We start from the raw sequence: 18,066 nt of genomic DNA, 5'->3' as shown, positions 1-18,066 counted from the left end.
ATCATGCCTCTTCGTGGGTCCAGTCTCGGACCGTACCAACGAATTCTTCGATGAGATCCTCCAGGGTGACGATGCCGATGAGTTCACCGCGCTCATCACGAACCTGGGCCATATGTGCGGAGCGTCGTCGCATCAGCCGCATCGTGTCGTCGAGGGTTCCTGCAGCCTCGACAGTGATGAGTGGCCGTAGTTCGGACTGTTTCACGACGTCTTTGAGCGTCGCGGTGGGAGAGACCATCCGATCGAGAATATCCTTGACATGTATGTATCCGACGTAGTTCCCGGCAACTCCGGTAATCGGGAAACGGGAGTATCCGGTCTCACTGACTGCATGCTCCACTGCACCCAAGGTGGGGCCCTTCGCCCCGAAGTCGAGGGTGTGGACATTCGGACACGCGATGAGAACTTCTCTGATCGTCCGGTTGTCAGATTTTAATGCCTTGTTGAGGCGGGCATGTTCCTCGGCGTCGAGTAGACCCTCGGAACGGGATTCGGTAATCATCGTTGCCAGCTGCTGTGGCCCGACCGAGGTATCCATTTCTTCGCGCTGCTCGATGCCGAACATTTTCAGGGTCACTCCGGCGAACCAGTTCATCGCCACGATAACCGGGCGGGTGACCTTGACGAATAACATGTGGGGTGGGACCAGAACCATTGCGACGGACTCGGGCCCGGCGAGTGCGATGTTCTTCGGAACCATCTCACCCAGCACGATGTGAAGATAGGTGACGATTCCGAGTGCGACGGCGAACGCGACCGGGTGTAGAAGATTGTCCGGTAGACCCAAGAGGTGTGCAGGCCCCTCGATGAGGTGTGCGATTGCCGGTTCCGCAACTTTACCGAGAAGAAGGGAAGCGATGGTAATGCCGAATTGAGCACCAGCGAGCATCATCGACAGTCGCTCCGAAGCCCACAGAACGGACCGAGCGCGTGTCTTTCCCTGTGCTATCAGGGAGTCGAGCCGATCACGGCGGGATGAAATCAGGGAAAACTCGGCGCCGACGAAGAATGCGTTGATCGCGAGGAGAACGACAGCGAATAAGACCGCTGAATAGTCACTCATGCGTACTGCTCCGCTTCTTCGTCGGTGATGGGGGTGAGGTAGACGCGTTCTACGCGTCGTTCATCCATGACTGTGACCCGGGCGATCCAACGCCCACGGATGCCGGATTCGAATTCGTCCATCGAATCCCTCCCTGTCTGGGGGAGCAAGACGATGTCCCCGGCACGGGGGATTCGTCCGAGCGTTGCCATGATGAGACCGCCGAGGGTTTCGTAGGGTCCATCTGGGGCGAAGTAGCCGGTCTTCTCCGGAAGGTCATCGACGCGGACGAGTCCCGAAACATCCCAGTTAGCTCCGTTCTGGACGTAGTCGCGCTCGGCGTCGGCATCGTCATGTTCGTCGTACACCTCGCCGAGAATTTCCTCGACGACGTCCTCGATCGTGACGATTCCTGCGGTTCCACCGTATTCGTCCGCTACGAGTACAACCTGGGAACCTGCAGAACGTACAGCGTCGAGTACTGCGTCGCCATCGAGACTTGCGGGAATGACGGGGATAGGGCGTGCGAGAGTTCGTAAGCTGGTTCTGGCACGGTTCTCTCGAGGTACCGCGAAAGCCTCTTTCACATGGACGACACCCACCGTCGCGTCAAGGTCTCCATCCGTTACTGGAAAACGGGAGTGACCGGTGGACAGAGCGAGATTGAGTAGATCCTCGACGGTGTCATCGACATCGAGATCCTCGATAGTGGAACGTGGGGTCATAAACTCTTCAGCGGTTGCCTCTCCAAACTTGAGGCTTCTGTCCAGCATGATGGCTTTCGACTTGTCCAGACCACCGTGTTTCGCGGAATTCCGGACGAGAGCACCGAGTTCCTGGGCACTACGTGCGGATGCCAGCTCATCTGCGGGTTCGATGCCCATCCGACGCACCAGCCAGTTCGCGGTTGAGTTCAGAGATTTGATGAACCACCTGAATATCTTGTTGAAGATGCGGACGGGGCCGACCGTGATTCTCGCCGCCATGAGGGGGTCGGTGATCGCCAGGTTTTTGGGCACGAGCTCGCCGTAGACCATCGACAGCAGCGTTGCCGCGACCATCGCCAGAACGAGTGCTATGGGCCGCGCGGCCGCCTCGCTCAGACCGAAGAGCTCAAGAAGCGGATCAAAGAACTGCGCCAGCACCGGTTCCGCGAGATAACCCGTTGCGAGGGTGGTGATCGTGATACCGAGCTGCGCACCCGACAGCTCGAAGGAGAGATCGTTGTGCGCTTTCTGAATGTGTTTCGCCCGGGCATCGCCCTTGTTCGCCACATGGTTCTCGATGCTGGATCGTTCCAAGCCGGTGAGTGCGAATTCGATGGCGACGAAGAATCCGGTCCCGACGGTCAGGGCGATGAACCCGATCAGGGCGAGAATGCTGAGGAGTATGTCCATGAGCCAATCGTATGGGTGGAGGGGACGCGGTCAGCGGCGGCGTCGGCGACGCGGAGTACCATCTGCACCGGGTTCCGGCCGGGGTTTGCGGTCGACGGTGCGTTCAGCGCTGGGGGAGACCTTACCGCGTGCCTGGCCGGTTCCCCTAGCTGCCGCTGAGTCTCCGGAGGGGCGTGCGGAGCGTCGACGCTTGGGAGGGACACCTCTGGCGCCTCCACGGCCCTGACTCCGGGACTGCTGTTGCTTGGCCCCCGGATTCGTGAGGGGCTGACCTGACGGAGGCCGAGCACCTGTGATGGTTGCGAGTTCGGGGGACGTCGGAGTCACTCTGATTTCATCGGCGGTGACTCCGGCTTTCTTGAACAAGGTGCGGATTTCGGCGACCTGCTCGTCAGTGACCAACGTGACGACGGTCCCTTTCTCTCCGGCGCGGGCGGTACGTCCGGCACGGTGGAGATAAGCCTTGTGTTCGGCTGGAGGATCAATATGGACAACAAGGGACACATCGTTGATGTCGATTCCACGGGCTGCGATATCCGTGGCTACGAGAACCGGGATCGTTCCGTCAGCGAAACCCGCGAGAGCGTTGGCTCGGGTGTTCTGTCCTTTGTCTCCGTGTAGACCGACGGCATTGATACCGACGCGACGGAATTTTTTCACCTGCCTGTCGACACCGTGTTTGGTGCGCATGAACATGATGGTGCGCCCGACGCGGGCGGCGATCTCGGCGGCGACCTCACTGCGATTGTCGCGGTCACCGACAAGAAGGCGGTGGTGGGACATGGTGTCGACGGAGGCGCCGACGGGCGCGGTGGAATGCGTCACCGGGTCGTGGAGATAGCGTTTGACAAGCTTTGTCACGTCACCGTCCAGCGTCGCGGAGAAGAGAAGTCGCTGTCCACTTTCCGGGGTGAGATCCATGAGCTTGCGGACCTGCGGGAGAAACCCCATGTCGGCCATCTGATCAGCTTCGTCGAGGGCGGTGATTTCGACATCCTGGAAGGACAGGATTTTTTGGTTGATCAGGTCCTGGGCGCGTCCCGGTGTCGCGACGAGGAGGTCGACGGGACGGGCGAGTGCGCTGATGTTGCGTTTGATGTTCACTCCGCCGACGACCTCGAGAACACGGAGACCGAGTGCTTGCGCCGGAGCGTCGAGACGCTCTCTGACCTGGGCCGCGAGTTCCCGGGTAGGGACGAGGACCAGGGCGCGGGGACGTCCTGGCTTGGAGGATCCGGACCCAGCTAAGCGGGTGAGCATGGGGAGACCGAAGGTGAAGGTCTTACCCGAGCCGGTCGGCCCACGGCCGAGAACATCCCGCCCGCTCAGTGCGTCCGGGATGGCCGCAGCCTGGATGGGGAAGGGTTCGGTTATGCCCTGTCGCTTCAGTTCATGAACGACGGGTGTGGGCAGACCGAGATCGGAAAAAGTTGTCATTTAGTCTTGGACCTCTGACCTGTCTCCGGACCACAACGTGTGGAAGTGTCCGGGACGGTCGGTTCTTTCATAGGTGTGGGCACCGAAGTAGTCTCGTTGCCCTTGGATGAGAGCTGCAGGGAGCCGCTCTGCACGGAGACTGTCATAGTAGGACAGAGAAGATGCAAATACCGGGACCGGCAACCCCTGGCGAGTTGCAGTGATGACAACCCGGCGCCATGAATCGACAAGATCCACCATCTCACCGGTGAAGTAGGAATCGAGCAGCAGGGACTCGATCTCCGGGTCAGCGTCGTATGCGTCCCGAATACGATTGAGGAACGTGGCTCGAATGATACAGCCGCCGCGCCATATCGTCGCCAGATCGCGGGGGTCAACGTTCCAACCGTGCTCCTGCGATCCCGCGCGGATCTCATCGAAACCCTGTGCATAAGCCACAAGCTTGGAAGCATAGAGCGCCCGTCGGACGTCCTCCACGAAGCGTTCCCGCTCATCGGCGGAGACCGGTCCCGCAACGGTCCCCGAAGGGAGAACCCCTGCTGTCGCTGCACGCTGGGAACGTGCACCGGACAGCGCTCGTGCGAACACGGCCTCGCCGATAGCGGTCACGGGGATTCCGAGGTCGAGAGCTGCCTTGACGGTCCAGCGACCGGTCCCCTTCTGGCCCGCAGCGTCGACGATGACGTCGATCAACGGGCTGCCGGTCTCCGCGTCGACCTGATCGAGTACCTCAGCGGTGATTTCCACCAGGTAGGAATTGAGGTCACCTGTATTCCATTCCCGGAATACTCCAGCAATCTCCTTCGGCTTCATGCCCGCCGAATAGCGGAGGAGGTGGTAAGCCTCGCCGATGACCTGCATGTCGGCGTACTCGATACCATTGTGGACCATTTTGACGAAGTGGCCTGCGCCATCTGGGCCGATATGGGTGCAGCACGGCGTGTCGTCGACCTGTGCCGCGATGGATTCGAGGAGAGGCCCGAGATGTTCATAGGATTCGGCGGGGCCACCGGGCATGATGGCTGGGCCGTTCAGTGCACCTTCTTCGCCGCCGGAGATACCGGCACCCACGAAGTGCAGACCACGGGCCCGCATCTCCGACTCACGGCGGATCGTGTCGGTGTAGAGGCTGTTGCCCCCGTCAATAATGATGTCACCCTCATCCATGGCGTCAGCGAGTTGGCTGATGACGGCATCCGTGGCGGTACCGGCTTGAACCATGATGAGAGCTCGGCGGGGGCGCTGGAGTGAGGCGACGAAATCCTCGATCGTCTTCGCGGGGAGAAAGGTACCCTCGTCCCCGTGTTCGGCGATGAGAGTATCGGTGCGCTCGGGGCTGCGGTTGTACACCGCGACCGTGTGTCCGTGGCGGGCGAAGTTCCGGGCGATGTTGGATCCCATCACAGCAAGTCCGACAACGCCGATCTGGGCGAGGTGCTTCTGGTCAGTCATGTCTCCACATGGTACCCGCTCATGGTGTCCGACCGGGCACTGGAGGTCTGCTAACTGGGTGAAAGCCCCAGATGTGACACTTCACGCTTCGTGCCCCCTGTCACGTTTCCACGCCAAGCGGTGGAGATGATTAAGGTTGAAGTATGGATCCCAGTAGCCTCAATCTCAGCCAACTCTTCGCACTCGCCGCCGATCGCCCGCTGCACATGCGTGAACTCGCCCGCTTCGCCGACTTGAACGACGGAGTCGACCGGCTGCTCGGTCTCAGGTATCTGGAGATCACCCCGGACGAGGTTCGGGCAGAAATGCACATCAGCTCAGATCACCTCGATTGCGGAGGTAGCTCGGTGTCCCGTGCGGTGTGCCTGGCTGTCGCGGAATCCGTCGGAAGTGTAACCGCCGCCGTAGCTGCACGGGGGAAGCCGATTACGGTAGCCCACGTTTCCGGTGAGTTCTGCCGGAACATCGCCGCAGGGGTTATCGAGATCACTGGCACCCTCATCAACGACGGTCCGGTCGCGCTCGTGGACGTCAGCGTGACGAACCGTGGCGAACTTATTCTCCGCAGTACACAGCGTTCCGTGCGGGTGGCGCCCACCGCCCATTAACCATGCTCGGTAGTTCGGACCGCGATCGCACCTGGACGGAAGTACTTCGGAAACTATGCTGTTCAGCATGGAAACAGCGGAGCCGACACTTGCCGAACTGATCATGCGTGCCACGGACCGTGACCTGACACCTGGAGAGATCGCGGACGTCAACCACTACAACAAAGGGGCTGATCGGCACCTGGGTACCCGGTACACCCGAATCGGACCAACTGGTGTGCGTGCGCGTCTTAAAGTCGGTCCCGAACATCTGCAACCCTTTGGCCTCGTCAATGGAGGTGTGTTTGCACTGCTCGCAGAATCCACGGGTTCAATCATGGCGATTATCGCGGCGAAGGCTGTCGCAGTCGGAGTCAACAACAACACGGACTTCCTCAGATCCGTGACGTCCGGAGTGATTGAGGTCGAGGCAGTTCCCGTCCATGTCGGCGGTACGACTCAGGTCGTTGACATCACGATGAAGAACAACGGCCAGGTTGTGGCGAAGAGCCGCCTGCGGACGTTGTGTCTCCGTGGCTAGTCTGTTCCAGGTATATGTCATTCCGTGTCAGGTGGTGCCCTGGTTTTCACTGTCGGGAGCATGTGGCAGTGCAGCGGAGATCGGGCGATGGCCGGGTCTCGGGATCCGTGACAGTCACATGATTCAGCCTCGGCAGATGGAGCCTCATCTCCAATTCGATGTCCAGCTTCGTGATGTGGGCACCGAGAGAGAAGCCAGCAGAGTTCAGACGTGAATAAAAGATAGCTCCGTGTATCGACTGTCGGCAGAGAGTTCCCGTGCTTGTTGGCTATAGCCGTTATCATGTGCGCCTCAACCAGCCTCGTGATGAGAATAGTGACGAGCGGACGGGCAGTTGCGGATTTTTCTTAAACAGGTGACGTTGGAAAGAGGGCCTCGTACATTCGTGAGTTGGAGGATCTACATTCTGAACCTGTCCGCCTGATCGAAGAACTCTCGTTCGTGGACACACGCGCTGAGGTAGGCTCGTGCAGCCAGAGCCCGCTGCTGTGGGGATGCCGCTGCGAGTGCTCGTTCGACACGCTCCACCGCAGACTTTGTTTCGGCGATAAACTCATCTGCCGCGTATTCCTCCAACCATGCCCGATATGGATGTTCGGCGTGGTTGTGTTCGGACAGTGTGAGTCCGATTTCCACGTACAACCAGAAGCAGGGGAGTACTGCAGCGGCGCCGATCACATAATCTTCGCCGAGTGTGCTGGCGCGGAGAAAATCAGTGTAAGCGGTGGTCACCGGTGATGGTCCGCCGATTCGTTCCCGATGTGTTAACCAGGACCGATGTAGTTCAGCCTCTCCCAGGATGCAGCCCACCGCGTTTTGTGCCCACCCGATACGGTCCTCGGTGTTCGGGGCTTTGACGGCGAGCGCAGCGAGTGCTCGTGAGTATTCGTCGAGGTAGTGGGCGTCCTGATCGAGGTAGAACGTGAATGTGTCTTCCTGGAGCGTTCCGTTACGCAGGCCACTGATCAGGGAGAGCTCCATGATCTCGGTCCAGACGTCTGCGGTTGCAGCCCAGAGCGCAGCGGTCCAAGGTCCGGCGGGGGCAACATGGGGGGTAGGTGCGGTTCTTTTCGACGGAACGACCAGGAAATCTGGGGAATCAGCCGTTGGAAGCGGACCTGTGAGATGCTTCCAGGGGGTGGTGTCGGCGGCGCGGGCCAGCCGTCGGGCGCGGTGTCCGTGATCAATGGGACCGTGTCCCCCTCCGACCTCGAGACGGTGCGCGTGTAATATCGCTTCGTTCAGCCAGCTCGTCACCCACTCCAGTGCCGTGCCCGGGTCTCCGTCGGAGACGAGGCGTGTTGCTAGAGCTGAGGAGAGGGAGCATCCAGTTCCGTGTGTACAGGTCGTTTCGTGACGGGGTGCGGACACCGGGTGCACCTGTCCGTCAGGAGTGACGAGAGCATTGCCCGCATCCTTTCCGTTCAGGTGTCCGGCCTTGACTACGATGGAGGTTTTCGTCGCAGCGGCGAGTCCACGTGCCTGGTTGACCGCGCCGACAAAATCCGTCGCAGGTTTTTCTCGGCACAGGATTGCGAGTTCGGGGATGTTTGGGGTCACAATGTCGACGTCGCGTATGAATTCGCGGAGTGCATCCTCGGCGTTGGAGCTTAGGAGCCGGTCCCCCGAGGTCGCGACCATGACAGGATCCAGAACGATCCACCGGGGACGATGTGCCTCCAGATACCGCTGTACCGCAGTGACCGTGGCGGTGTCTCCGAGCATTCCGATCTTCACGGCATCGACCTGCACATCGTCGAACACAGCGTCGAGTTGGGCGTGCAGAAAATCTAGCGGCGGGGTGTACACCTCGCGCACCTCGCGGGTGTTCTGTGCGACGAGTGATGTGGTGACCGCCATTCCGTAGCCTCCGGCGGCGGTGATTGACTTCAGGTCCGCGTGAATGCCTGCACCACCACTTGGGTCTGTGCCGGCGATGGACAGGATTCGGGGGACTGCTGGGGTCACTTCTTCTCCTAATTTGTTAGCTCTGAATGGATGACCGAGGGCCGGAATCGGGTGAGGAGTTGACGGGCGGTGTCGCGTGGTGCCGAAGAGGTCATCAAGGCTGAAGAAACGCAGATACCGTCCACCGCGGTTACCCCCAGCTCCTGTACGTTGTCGACGGAAATTCCCCCTACGGCGACACTCGTGACACCGGCTTTGAGTGCAAGCCGTGCGATCTCGTCCACTCCTTTTGTTCCTAGCGGAGGAACCTGTCGGCGCCTCGATTTGTTCGACCAGACTGGACCGATGCCGATCACGTCGGGGAGTCTGACTCCCTGATCTGTGCATGCGGTGAGAAGATCCGTCAGATAATCGGGTTCGTCCACCGACACACCGATCATCAATTCACCGGGCATCCTGCGACGTGCCTCAAGGTAGTCGATGTCATCCCTGCCGATGTGAAGGTGGAATCCGTGCCGGAGCGCTACCCGGAAACGATCGTTGACGAATACAGGGACCCTGAATGGGGTGTGAGGGCCCGGCTCCGCGACGGTGCGGGACACCGCACCACGGATGCGTAGTGCCTGTTCCGCGAACACAGCATCGCTGGCAGTCTTGTCCCTAACCTGGATCACCGTTGCACCGCCCCGGACGGATTCGGTAACCACCTCGGAGACATGCTCGGCCGATGTGGTGCCACCGGGATCAGCGATCAGATAGAGACCCCAATGGGTGTCAATGTGATCAGGCACTGCTACTCCTCGTTATCCCTGGGAACCGTAGTCAGGTGGCCGGATCCCGATGACAGATGACTGTTTTGCCGAGGGTAACACGAGTCCCATTTGTTCGAGTTAGGATCACCTTCTTTCCGGCGAGTTACCCGGTTCCTAGATGCTGTGGTCGGTAGCGTGGACCCCATGCCGACGTGGAAAGAAGTTCTCGCAGCGAATCCCGATCATTCCGAACAGTATGCAGCTCGGTGGCGTACATTTGCCGCCCAGGGCCGCGACCTTGATGGCGAAGCCCGACTACTCGATGCACTAGCACGACGACGGGGGGCGCGAATCCTTGATGCGGGCTGTGGCACAGGCAGGGTCGGGGGCGTACTGGCTACTCGGGGGCATCAGGTCACCGGCGTCGACCTCGATCCGGTTCTGATCAGTCACGCCAGGGCCGATTTCCCCGATTGTCGCTGGGAGGTTGGCGATCTCACTGTCGGAGAGATCCCGGGGAGGGACTACGACCTGATTGTCTCCGCTGGAAACGTAATGACATTTCTGCCTGTAGACGGCAGGGTATCGGCGTTACGGTATCTTGCGGGGGTGCTCGCTGAGAACGGGCGAATGGTGATCGGTTTCGGTGCCGGTCGGGGCTATGGATTCGATGAATTCATTGACGATACGGTCGAAGCAGGGCTTCAACCACAGCACCGGTGGTCAACCTGGGAAGCTGACCCCTTCACCCCGGAATCGGATTTCCAGGTTGCCGTTCTCGTCCACGGTAGGCCGCCCGCGGAGTTTCTCCGATAGGGGCGAGGCAGGGCGTCGGAAGTTGACGCATTCTCCGGCGCTGAGAGGGGCACGGAAAACGGGAGTGGCCCGCCGAGGTTTTCGGTGGGCCACTCCCGGGATCATGGGCGATCATCGAAAATCGCCCTAACAGGGGTGCGCTCAGGCATCCTCGGTTTTTCCGGAGAAACGGGTGGTGTCCTTGACCTCGATGAGGTCATCACCTTCGCCGGCGAGGTCTCGCAGTTTCGAGAGAGCTGTGCGGGCGTGCATCTGCTGCCGGGTGGTAGCCAACTGCCAGCGATTCCTCGACAGGACATTCAACCCCCATGCGATGGCTGCAACGAAACGGTTGCGGAAGCCGACCAGGAACATTACGTGGACGGCGAGCCAGAGTAACCAGGCGAAGAAGCCGGTGAATTCGACCTTGCCGATCTTTACGACAGCGGAGAAACGAGACACCGTCGCCATCGATCCCTTGTCGTGGTACTCGAAGGGCTCACGCTCGGAGGCGGGGACACCGTCGATGGAACGGATGATCTGCTCGGCGGCATACTCGCCCGCCTGAATGGCGACCTGTGCGACACCCGGCAGTTTGTTCAGCGACATCATGTCGCCGACGATGAAGACGTTGTCGTGCTTTCCGACGGAGCAGTCCGGGTTCACGGGGACACGGCCTGCACGGTCGGCCTCGACACCGCACTGGTCTGCGACAAGTTTGCCCAGCGGGGAAGCCTGAACCCCAGCAGACCAGATCTTACAGAATGCTGGGATCGTCTCGACGGAGTCATCGACCATGGACTTGTAGGTGACGGCAGTCTCGTCGACGTTCGTGACCATCGCATTCAGCTTCACTGTGACGCCGAGCTTTTCCAGCCGACGTTGTGCACTCCTGCCTAGGCGCTTACCGAAGGGGGGGAGGACCTGGGGCGCACCATCGAGGAGCACGATCTTTGCGGCAGCAGGATTGATATTAGAGTATTCGCCTTTGAGGGTGCGGTGCGCCATCTCCGCCAACTGGCCGGCGAGTTCCACGCCTGTGGGACCGGCGCCGACGATGACGAAGGTTAGCAGGCGATCACGCTCAGCCGGGTCGGTGCACAATTCGGCGCGTTCGAACGCGCCGATAATACGGGCACGGAGTTCCAGCGCATCGTCAATGGACTTCATGCCCGGCGCGTATTCGGCGAAATGATCGTTGCCAAAGTACGACTGACTCGACCCAGCGGCGACGATCAGAGAGTCGTAGGAGAACGTCCGGCTGAAATCACCGAGCTGTGCTGAGACCTGCTTTTCATCGACATCAATGTCGGTGACCTCGGCCTTGACTACGTGGACGTTGTCCTGGCTCTTGAGGATCTGGCGGGTGGACGGAGCGATCTCACCGGAGGAGAGGATACCTGTTGCCACCTGATAGAGCAGAGGCTGGAAGAGGTGGTGGTTGGTGCGATCGATCAGGGTTACGTCGACGTCGGCGTCCGCGAGTTTCTGGACGGCGAACAGGCCACCGAAACCCGAGCCGATGACGACGACGTGATGGCGGCCGCCTTCGGGACGGAAAGGCTTGTCAGTCATATAGGTGTTGTCTCCTGGATGAGGATCTGGTGCCGCGGGAACAGCCGCAGGCGGTACGGGGACTCATCGTAGTACGTTGTCGGATGAATCACATCACCCCGGCTCCTCATGCGCTGTCTACCGGTGGCGCAGGCAGTGACGGGATACTATCGATGTACGTTCATGAGGCGCTCCACCCGGCGCTTGCTGCACACCTAACCGCCCCACAGAAAACGGAAGTAACCAGCCCCATGCGTGGCCCGACATCCGGGGGATACACCCCTGCCCATCTCGCCCATGTCAACGCCGACCGGTGGCCAGGCGTCGCTATTATGCCTGACAACAGGCTGCTTCGTTACCGGGCACGGGCCGCTGAATCGCGTTTTGCTGCCGCTTGCGATATGGCCGGGATCAGCCTCGACCCGGATTCTCCGGGAGGTGCGGATCTTACGGTCGAACACGAAGAGCTTTTTCTGCGGCTGGCGGACAGTGGTTGGTTGGGACTTGCAGAAGGCTACATGGCTGGGGAATGGCGAAGCCGTGACCTCGTTTCCAGCCTTGCGGGGCTTCTGGAATCCGGTTTCGCACCTCGTGGTCGGCTGCGTTCAGGGGCCCCAGTGTCTCTCAAAATCGGCGGGTACGCGGGTGGGGAACTCCCCAGTGATCTGGTACGGCTCTTTTCCGGGGACGGGATGTCTGCTTTCGGTGCGCGATTTGCTTCCGGGGTTCCGACGACGGTGCGTACCTCGGTCCCGAGCTTTGTGCGGGGAGCAGGCAGGGGAAGTGAACCATCGGGCCACTTCGTAGATATCACGACTCTCGCGCCACCTGTCGCTGTCGAACGGGCGGATCTCGGTGCAGCGCAACAGCGGGCCGCTGAGTCGCTGCTTGATGCGGCGAGAGTTCGCAAGGGAACGGATCTGGTCGAGTTTCCGTGTGGTGGCGGTACCGTCGCGCTCGCCGCTGCACGCCGCGGTGCCACCGTCGACTGTCTGACGGCAGACCCCGGCCTGGCTGAGAGTGTCCTCCTGCTCCTCGATGAAGATCCGGATGGAGGGCGGGTACACGTGGCGGTTACCAAGAACCCGATTCCCACGCGCCTGGACTGGGGCGGCAGATATGATTCCCTGGTGAGTGTGGAGAAACTGGAGGTTCTCGGGGCGACGGAGCGGACACACTACCTGCACTCCCTGGAACGGATGCTCACTCCGGGAGGATACGCTGCGTTGCAGAGCGTTGTCGCTACGGAGAAGATGGGGCGTACCGGTCGGGATGCCCTGTCGATAGGCCGAGCCTACATTTGGCCTTCACTGGATCATGTCATGGTGGAGGAGATCCACCGGGAGATCGACAGAATGACGAGGCTCCGAATCGTCGCTGAGGCGCATTTCGGGTCCCATTACGAGACAACTCTGCGTCTGCAACGGGAGGTGTTTGCCGCAAACGAGAGGAACGCCGCGGCAGCGGGATTTGATGTCGTGTTTCGACGTCTGTGGGATTACCAGTTGGCACTGATGGAGGCGATGTTCCGACTGGGGTGGTTGGATGCGGTTCAGGTGACCGTGACAGGGCGATACCACCGCTTCCGTTGAGGGTTATCTGTCAGTGGTTCCAAGCACGCAGGATCCAGTCTCCGAATGCACGCCCGGCGGGTTCGACGATGACGATGCCGGTGTTCCGGAGGGGAATCATAGCTGCACGTGCCCCGTCCGCTCCCGTCGCGCTCGCCGTAAAGAGCTTCATTGCGGTGGCGTGGGTGACCATCACGACATCCCGTCCAGAGGCCGTGGTGTCGGGTTTCGTCTCGAGCAACGCGTCGACGACTGGCCGGAACCGGGAGAGGAACATGGCGAGGGTCTCTCCTCCCGGAAGGCTTGCTCCTGGGTCTCCACCCAGGGCACGTAGACAGACCTCCCGGTAGTGGGTTACTGCGTCGTTAGAGGTGAGCCCCTCCAATTCGCCGGCCGAGAACTCGTGGATGCCGGTCTGTGTGCTGACGGGTACCGTACCCGGTGGAAGGGACGCCGATTGTTCGATCGCTGTGGAGAGGAGTTGTCCTGTCCGTACCGCTCGGACCGCAATCGACGTCACCACTGCAGCTAGTCTTCCGGGCTGGCCGTCGTGGGCTCCAACGAGATCGGCGATCCGGTGGCCGACCGCGGTCGCCTGTGTCTCGCCTCGGGCGGTGAGGGAAGCTCCCGGTGGTTGAGTGTCCAGTACACGGCGAACATTGGCGCTGGTTTCTCCATGCCGGACGAGAAGGAGTCGAGTGTTCATGTGCAACCTTCCGTGCGTTCCCTCAGAAGTGGCGTGGTGGTGTGCCCAGTGTGGTTTTGGTCGGGAGTCGGATCAGTTTTCCCTGATGGTCGCGGTGTGTGTGACCTCGGATCGGTGATGTTCCTCGATCCGGGCACGGGCTTCCGCGCGTCTGGCGGTGCGGATGATTCCGATGATCTTTATCAGCATCGGGATCAGTACGAGGGAGACACCTATCAGGATGAACCAGTGCATGAAACGCTGGACGAGGGGTATCTCGCCGAGGAGGTATCCGGTTAGTGTGAGCCCGGCTCCCCAGAGAATGCTGCCGATGACCGAGTAAAAAGTGAAGGCGCGATGGCTCATCCGGGAGAACCCGGCGACTACTGGGGTCACCGTTCGGACCACCGCGATGAATCTGGCGAGAGTCACTGTTGCGGGTCCGAAACGATCAAAGTAGTGGTTGGTTCGTTCCACCGCCTCGGGGCCGATCCAACGCATGGTCTGGGATTCGAGAACCTTCGGTCCGACCCGGCGGCCGATGAAGAAACCGAGCTGGTCACCGAGGATCGCGGCCAGTGGGATCCCGATCAGCAGAGTCCACAGCGGGGTGAATGGTTTCTCGGCGTGCGCCATGATACCTGCAGTGAACAGCAGGGTGTCCCCCGGGAAGATGAAACCGATGAGAAGTCCAGTCTCCATGAACACAACTATGAGGATGCCCGCGAGCCCGAAGGAAGTCAGCAGCATGTCGACGTCAAACAACTTCTTCCTCCTGATGGGAGAGTTCCTGCAGGAGGATCCGAATCGATTCACCTGCGTCGTGAAAAAAGAGCACCGTTGTGGATAATTAATATCCAAATGATACGGCACCGCGGAGGGTCCTGTTTCTGCGAGGTAGCTCGGGGCGCCGAAGAAAGGGCTTACCACACGAATCGAATCTGGAAAACGGGAGGTCCACGGGACGGTTTCCTACCGCATCGACTGGAGTCGGTGGATCGGGTGAGTACCTTCCTGGGTAAATATCCAGCCCATCCGGTGGTGACCGTTCTCCGGGGATGGATGTCTGAGGGGATTATCCGCCACGGTGTCGACCCAGGCACCGTGGCGATTCCTCCGGGATTCGGCTGGTCCCATCCGTGGTCACGTTGTCGATCATTTCGCCACGGCGGATCGGCCAGCCGGGTGGTCGATGAATGCTCCACGAGGGGCAGATGAACGCTGAGCCTCCGCTGTTCAGCTCGCCGTCGATGGTCGTGAAGGTATCGTTCTGCTAGATCTCCGTCATATCCAGATTCCGGGTTTCCTGCATTTTCCAGATGGCGAAGAGGGAGACCAGTGAAATGAGGGTGAGATAGGCGCCAACCGATGCAACCCCGTAGTTCGCGACGAGTGCGGTGGCGATGAAAGGCGCGACCGCTGCGCCGAGGATCGAGGCGAGGTTGTAACTGATTCCTGATCCGGTGTAACGGATGTTGGTGGGGAATAGCTCGGGGAGAACAGCCGACATTGGCCCGAAAACAAGACCCATGATGAACATACCGATGGTAAGGAAGACCAGTACGCTGATAACGTTCGCGGTATCGATGCTCAGGAAGAGAGGGAAGCTCAACCCGTAGAGGATCAATGCCACGGAAACGGCGATGAGGGTGGACCGGCGCCCACGAGAGTCGGCCAGCCGGCCCGCTAACGGAATGCCGATGACGAAAGCGAAGATGGATATGAGCTGAATCTTCAGGAAGTCGATGTAGGGGATACCGAGGCCCAACCCCTTATCTCGGGAGCCGATTCCGTAGGAGAGTACCCAGGTGGTGACGAGGTAGAACAGGGTGTAGCAGCTCACCATGATGAATGTGCCGAGGATCAGCCTACGCCAGGAAGTCCGGAAGACCTCCGCAACCGGGGCCTTGACTTTCTTACCGCTTTCGACTGCTTTGGTGAACACCGGGGTTTCTTCAAGCTTGAAACGGACATACAGGCCGACAATGACCATCACTGCGGACAACAGGAAAGGAATCCGCCAGCCCCAGGTCATGAATGCCCCAGTTGTGTCGCCGTTCTCGTGTCCCAGGATGCTGACGAGGATGAGGAATAGTCCGTTGGCTGCGAGGAATCCGAAGGGGGCACCGAGTTGGGGCCACATGGCGGCCCAGGCGCGTTTTCCGTCCTCGGCCGTTTCGGTGGCGAGTAGTGCGGCTCCGGACCATTCGCCGCCGAGACCGAGCCCCTGGCAGAACCGCATCAGCGCCAACAACGCCGGAGCGATGATTCCTACCGTTGCGTAAGGGGGGAGCAGTCCGATGAGGAACGTTGCGATCCCCATCGTGAGGAGGGAACCAACAAGAGTTGCCTTCCGCCCGATCCTGTCACCGAAATGTCCGAACAGGATTGATCCGAGTGGCCGGGCCACGAAAGCAAGGCCGAAGGTGGCGAATGAGGCCAGTAGTGCGATGGTCGGGTCCTCGTTCTTGGGGAAGAACAGGTAGGGGAATACGGCTACTGCAGCGGTGGCGTAGACATAGAAATCATAGAACTCGATTGTGGTACCCACCAGTGAAGCGATGATGATACGGCGACGCGTGCGTCGGTCGAATTTCGGTGTTGGAGCGGATGAGGTGGTGGTGATTCCGGTCATGGATGTTCGTGGGTCCTTCAGACTTGAGGAATAAACGTGTCGACGGTCGGATCCCCGTTCTGTAGCGACTCGGATGAGAAGGGAAAACGACTGCCAATGGGATTAGAAAACCGGGGTGTGGCGGTGGGAATCGCCACGGTTGAGCAAAAGATACGGTACACCCATAATCCTCTTCCGTAGAACCTTAATTTCATGTTGTTGAAATTCGATTCCTGATTCTAGTCGTCACACTGCGGTGCGTTTCTCTGCTGCTGTGACAATGTTCCGGGCCATGGTGGGGAAGACCATTCCGTGGAAAGGCAGGATCGAGTACCAGTAGATGAATCCGGTGAGTCCTTTCGGGAAAAAGATCGCCCGCTGCCGGTAGATGGTTTTTCCGGAATTATCGACGTCTGTCCGGAACTCTAGCCAGGCATCCCCACTGACCCGCATGTCAGCTCGGAGGAGAAGTCGATTGGGGCGATCGATCTGCTCAACCGTCCACCAGTCGAGAACGTCACCGATCCGGAGGTGTTCCATCGAACGGCGTCCCCGGATCAGACCAGGTCCTTGGGCGAGCTGATCCAGAACGCCTCGGATCTTCCACAGCAGTGGTACTGAATACCAGCCGTTCACCCCACCCACGGATTCGATCACGGAGAAGAGGTCATGCGGGTTGGCTTCAGTGGAAAGTGCACGCTCATCGACGAATACCTTGCGTCCGGACCATTCAGGATCGCTGGGCAGGGGTTTTGCTGCGGTGGTGCGGTCATCTGTCCAGTGGGTCTCCACTGAATCGGCCTCAAGGTCGGCCAGCGCAAGCCGGATTGACGTGGGGTAGTCGATGAGTCCCTGTTCCGGTGGCGGGATCACACGGTCGATGTCCCGTTCCCCGACGATCGCGTCGACGGAAAGGGACTGGATCAGTGGTTTCGCAACCCCGGAGGGGACGGGAGTGATTATCCCGACCCAGTGCGAGGCCAACCACGGGGAGAAGACGGGGACCGGTAGCATTGGACGCTCGCGCAGCCCGGCGATCCGAGCGTACAGGTTCATCATCTCACCGTAGGTGTGGTTATGCGGTCCGCCGATGTCCCAGGTTCTGGACCCCGGTACCGTGACTGTCGCTGCGGCAGCGAGATAGTGGAGGACATCATCGACGGCGATGGGGGTAACCCGGTTATGAACGAACCGGGGCGTGATCATCACCGGGAGTCTGTCCGTCAGGTGTCGGATCATCTCAAATGAAGTGGAGCCAGATCCGACGATGATCCCAGCCTGGAACACGATGGCGAGCAGACGCGATGTGAGAAAAACATCCCCCACCGCGTGTCGTGAATCCATGTGTTGGGAAGACCTGTCGGGGTCTTGTAATCCGGACAGGTAGATGAGGCGTTCGACACCGGCGGACTCGGCTAGCGCGGTCATCGTGCGGGCGCATTCCAGTTCCACCGCTGCGAAGGAATCAGAGTCCCCCATGGAATGCACGAGGTAGTAGATCACGTCGATGCCATCGCAACAGTCATGAAGCGAGTTCGGGTCGGTGAGATCCCCGGTGACTACGTCCACGGCATCAGCCCAGGGAACTCCGGTGATCCGGTCAACGTCGCGGACCAGAACCCGGACACGGTGACCCGCTTCGAGGAGATGGGGGACGAGACGCCCCCCGACATATCCTGTTGCGCCGGTGACAAGGATGGAACGGGAGCTTTCTGGGGTATCGGTCATATT

At 60.1% G+C, this 18,066-nt stretch carries 13 protein-coding genes and 1 pseudogene; 4 read left to right on the top strand and 10 right to left on the bottom strand.

Annotation, left to right across the window (positions count from 1 at the left end; translation table 11 throughout):
* Position 1: 1 nt before the first annotated feature.
* The 4 genes from QWU44_RS03175 to gndA are packed head-to-tail and all read right to left on the bottom strand — an operon-like array spanning position 2 to position 5,328.
* Positions 2-1,063, bottom strand: coding sequence for a hemolysin family protein (locus QWU44_RS03175; RefSeq protein WP_370914236.1), 1,062 nt, complete (start codon positions 1,061-1,063; stop codon positions 2-4).
* A complete protein-coding gene (locus QWU44_RS03170; protein WP_370914235.1) occupies positions 1,060-2,439 on the bottom strand; it encodes a hemolysin family protein in 1,380 nt (459 codons plus the stop codon). Before QWU44_RS03170 ends, QWU44_RS03175 begins: the two co-directional genes overlap by 4 nt.
* Before the next feature lie 30 nt (positions 2,440-2,469).
* Positions 2,470-3,876, bottom strand: a complete 1,407-nt coding sequence (locus QWU44_RS03165) for a DEAD/DEAH box helicase (protein WP_370914234.1) — start codon at positions 3,874-3,876, stop codon at positions 2,470-2,472.
* Positions 3,877-5,328, bottom strand: coding sequence for an NADP-dependent phosphogluconate dehydrogenase (gene gndA / locus QWU44_RS03160; protein ID WP_370914233.1), 1,452 nt, complete (start codon positions 5,326-5,328; stop codon positions 3,877-3,879).
* A gap of 143 nt (positions 5,329-5,471) precedes the next feature.
* On the opposite strand from gndA, the gene QWU44_RS03155 reads away from it, so the two are divergent.
* Together QWU44_RS03155 and QWU44_RS03150 are read left to right on the top strand one after the other, a co-directional pair.
* Positions 5,472-5,936, top strand: coding sequence for a hypothetical protein (locus QWU44_RS03155; protein ID WP_370914232.1), 465 nt, complete (start codon positions 5,472-5,474; stop codon positions 5,934-5,936).
* Positions 5,937-6,003: 67 nt separating this feature from the next.
* Complete coding sequence (locus tag QWU44_RS03150; protein WP_370914231.1) at positions 6,004-6,456, top strand: PaaI family thioesterase; 453 nt, start codon at positions 6,004-6,006, stop codon at positions 6,454-6,456.
* 399 nt (positions 6,457-6,855) lie between these two features.
* Here QWU44_RS03150 and QWU44_RS03145 read toward each other — a convergent pair.
* A pseudogene (locus tag QWU44_RS03145) lies at positions 6,856-9,155 on the bottom strand (bifunctional hydroxymethylpyrimidine kinase/phosphomethylpyrimidine kinase).
* A 165-nt stretch (positions 9,156-9,320) separates the two neighbouring features.
* Here QWU44_RS03145 and QWU44_RS03140 point away from each other — a divergent pair.
* Entirely contained in the window at positions 9,321-9,932 is a 612-nt protein-coding gene (locus QWU44_RS03140) for a class I SAM-dependent methyltransferase (RefSeq protein WP_370914230.1), read from the top strand.
* Between the two features lie 141 nt (positions 9,933-10,073).
* Here QWU44_RS03140 and QWU44_RS03135 read toward each other — a convergent pair whose 3' ends face one another.
* Positions 10,074-11,486, bottom strand: coding sequence for an NAD(P)/FAD-dependent oxidoreductase (locus QWU44_RS03135; RefSeq protein WP_370914229.1), 1,413 nt, complete (start codon positions 11,484-11,486; stop codon positions 10,074-10,076).
* Positions 11,487-11,716: 230 nt separating this feature from the next.
* Here QWU44_RS03135 and QWU44_RS03130 point away from each other — a divergent pair, with 230 nt between their 5' ends.
* Complete coding sequence (locus QWU44_RS03130) at positions 11,717-13,057, top strand: class I SAM-dependent methyltransferase (RefSeq protein ID WP_370914309.1); 1,341 nt, start codon at positions 11,717-11,719, stop codon at positions 13,055-13,057.
* A gap of 10 nt (positions 13,058-13,067) precedes the next feature.
* Here QWU44_RS03130 and QWU44_RS03125 read toward each other — a convergent pair whose 3' ends face one another.
* The 4 genes from QWU44_RS03125 to QWU44_RS03110 all read right to left on the bottom strand — a co-directional run bounded on the left by QWU44_RS03125 (position 13,068) and on the right by QWU44_RS03110 (position 18,063).
* A complete protein-coding gene (locus tag QWU44_RS03125) occupies positions 13,068-13,742 on the bottom strand; it encodes a histidine phosphatase family protein (protein WP_370914228.1) in 675 nt (224 codons plus the stop codon).
* A 72-nt stretch (positions 13,743-13,814) separates the two neighbouring features.
* Complete coding sequence (locus QWU44_RS03120; RefSeq protein WP_370914227.1) at positions 13,815-14,486, bottom strand: DedA family protein; 672 nt, start codon at positions 14,484-14,486, stop codon at positions 13,815-13,817.
* A gap of 508 nt (positions 14,487-14,994) precedes the next feature.
* Positions 14,995-16,356: an MFS transporter gene (locus QWU44_RS03115; protein WP_370914226.1), complete on the bottom strand. Its 1,362-nt coding sequence runs from the start codon at positions 16,354-16,356 to the stop codon at positions 14,995-14,997.
* Between the two features lie 225 nt (positions 16,357-16,581).
* Positions 16,582-18,063 carry an SDR family oxidoreductase gene (locus QWU44_RS03110; RefSeq protein ID WP_370914225.1) on the bottom strand — a complete coding sequence of 494 codons (1,482 nt, stop codon included), beginning with the start codon at positions 18,061-18,063 and terminating at the stop codon, positions 16,582-16,584.
* Between the last annotated feature and the right edge of the window lie 3 nt (positions 18,064-18,066).

It is taken from the genome of Corynebacterium sp. CCM 9203 (genome assembly GCF_041357675.1).
In the GTDB taxonomy this organism is placed as follows: Bacteria; Actinomycetota; Actinomycetes; order Mycobacteriales; family Mycobacteriaceae; genus Corynebacterium.
This window is presented reverse-complemented; position numbering and strand designations above follow the sequence as displayed.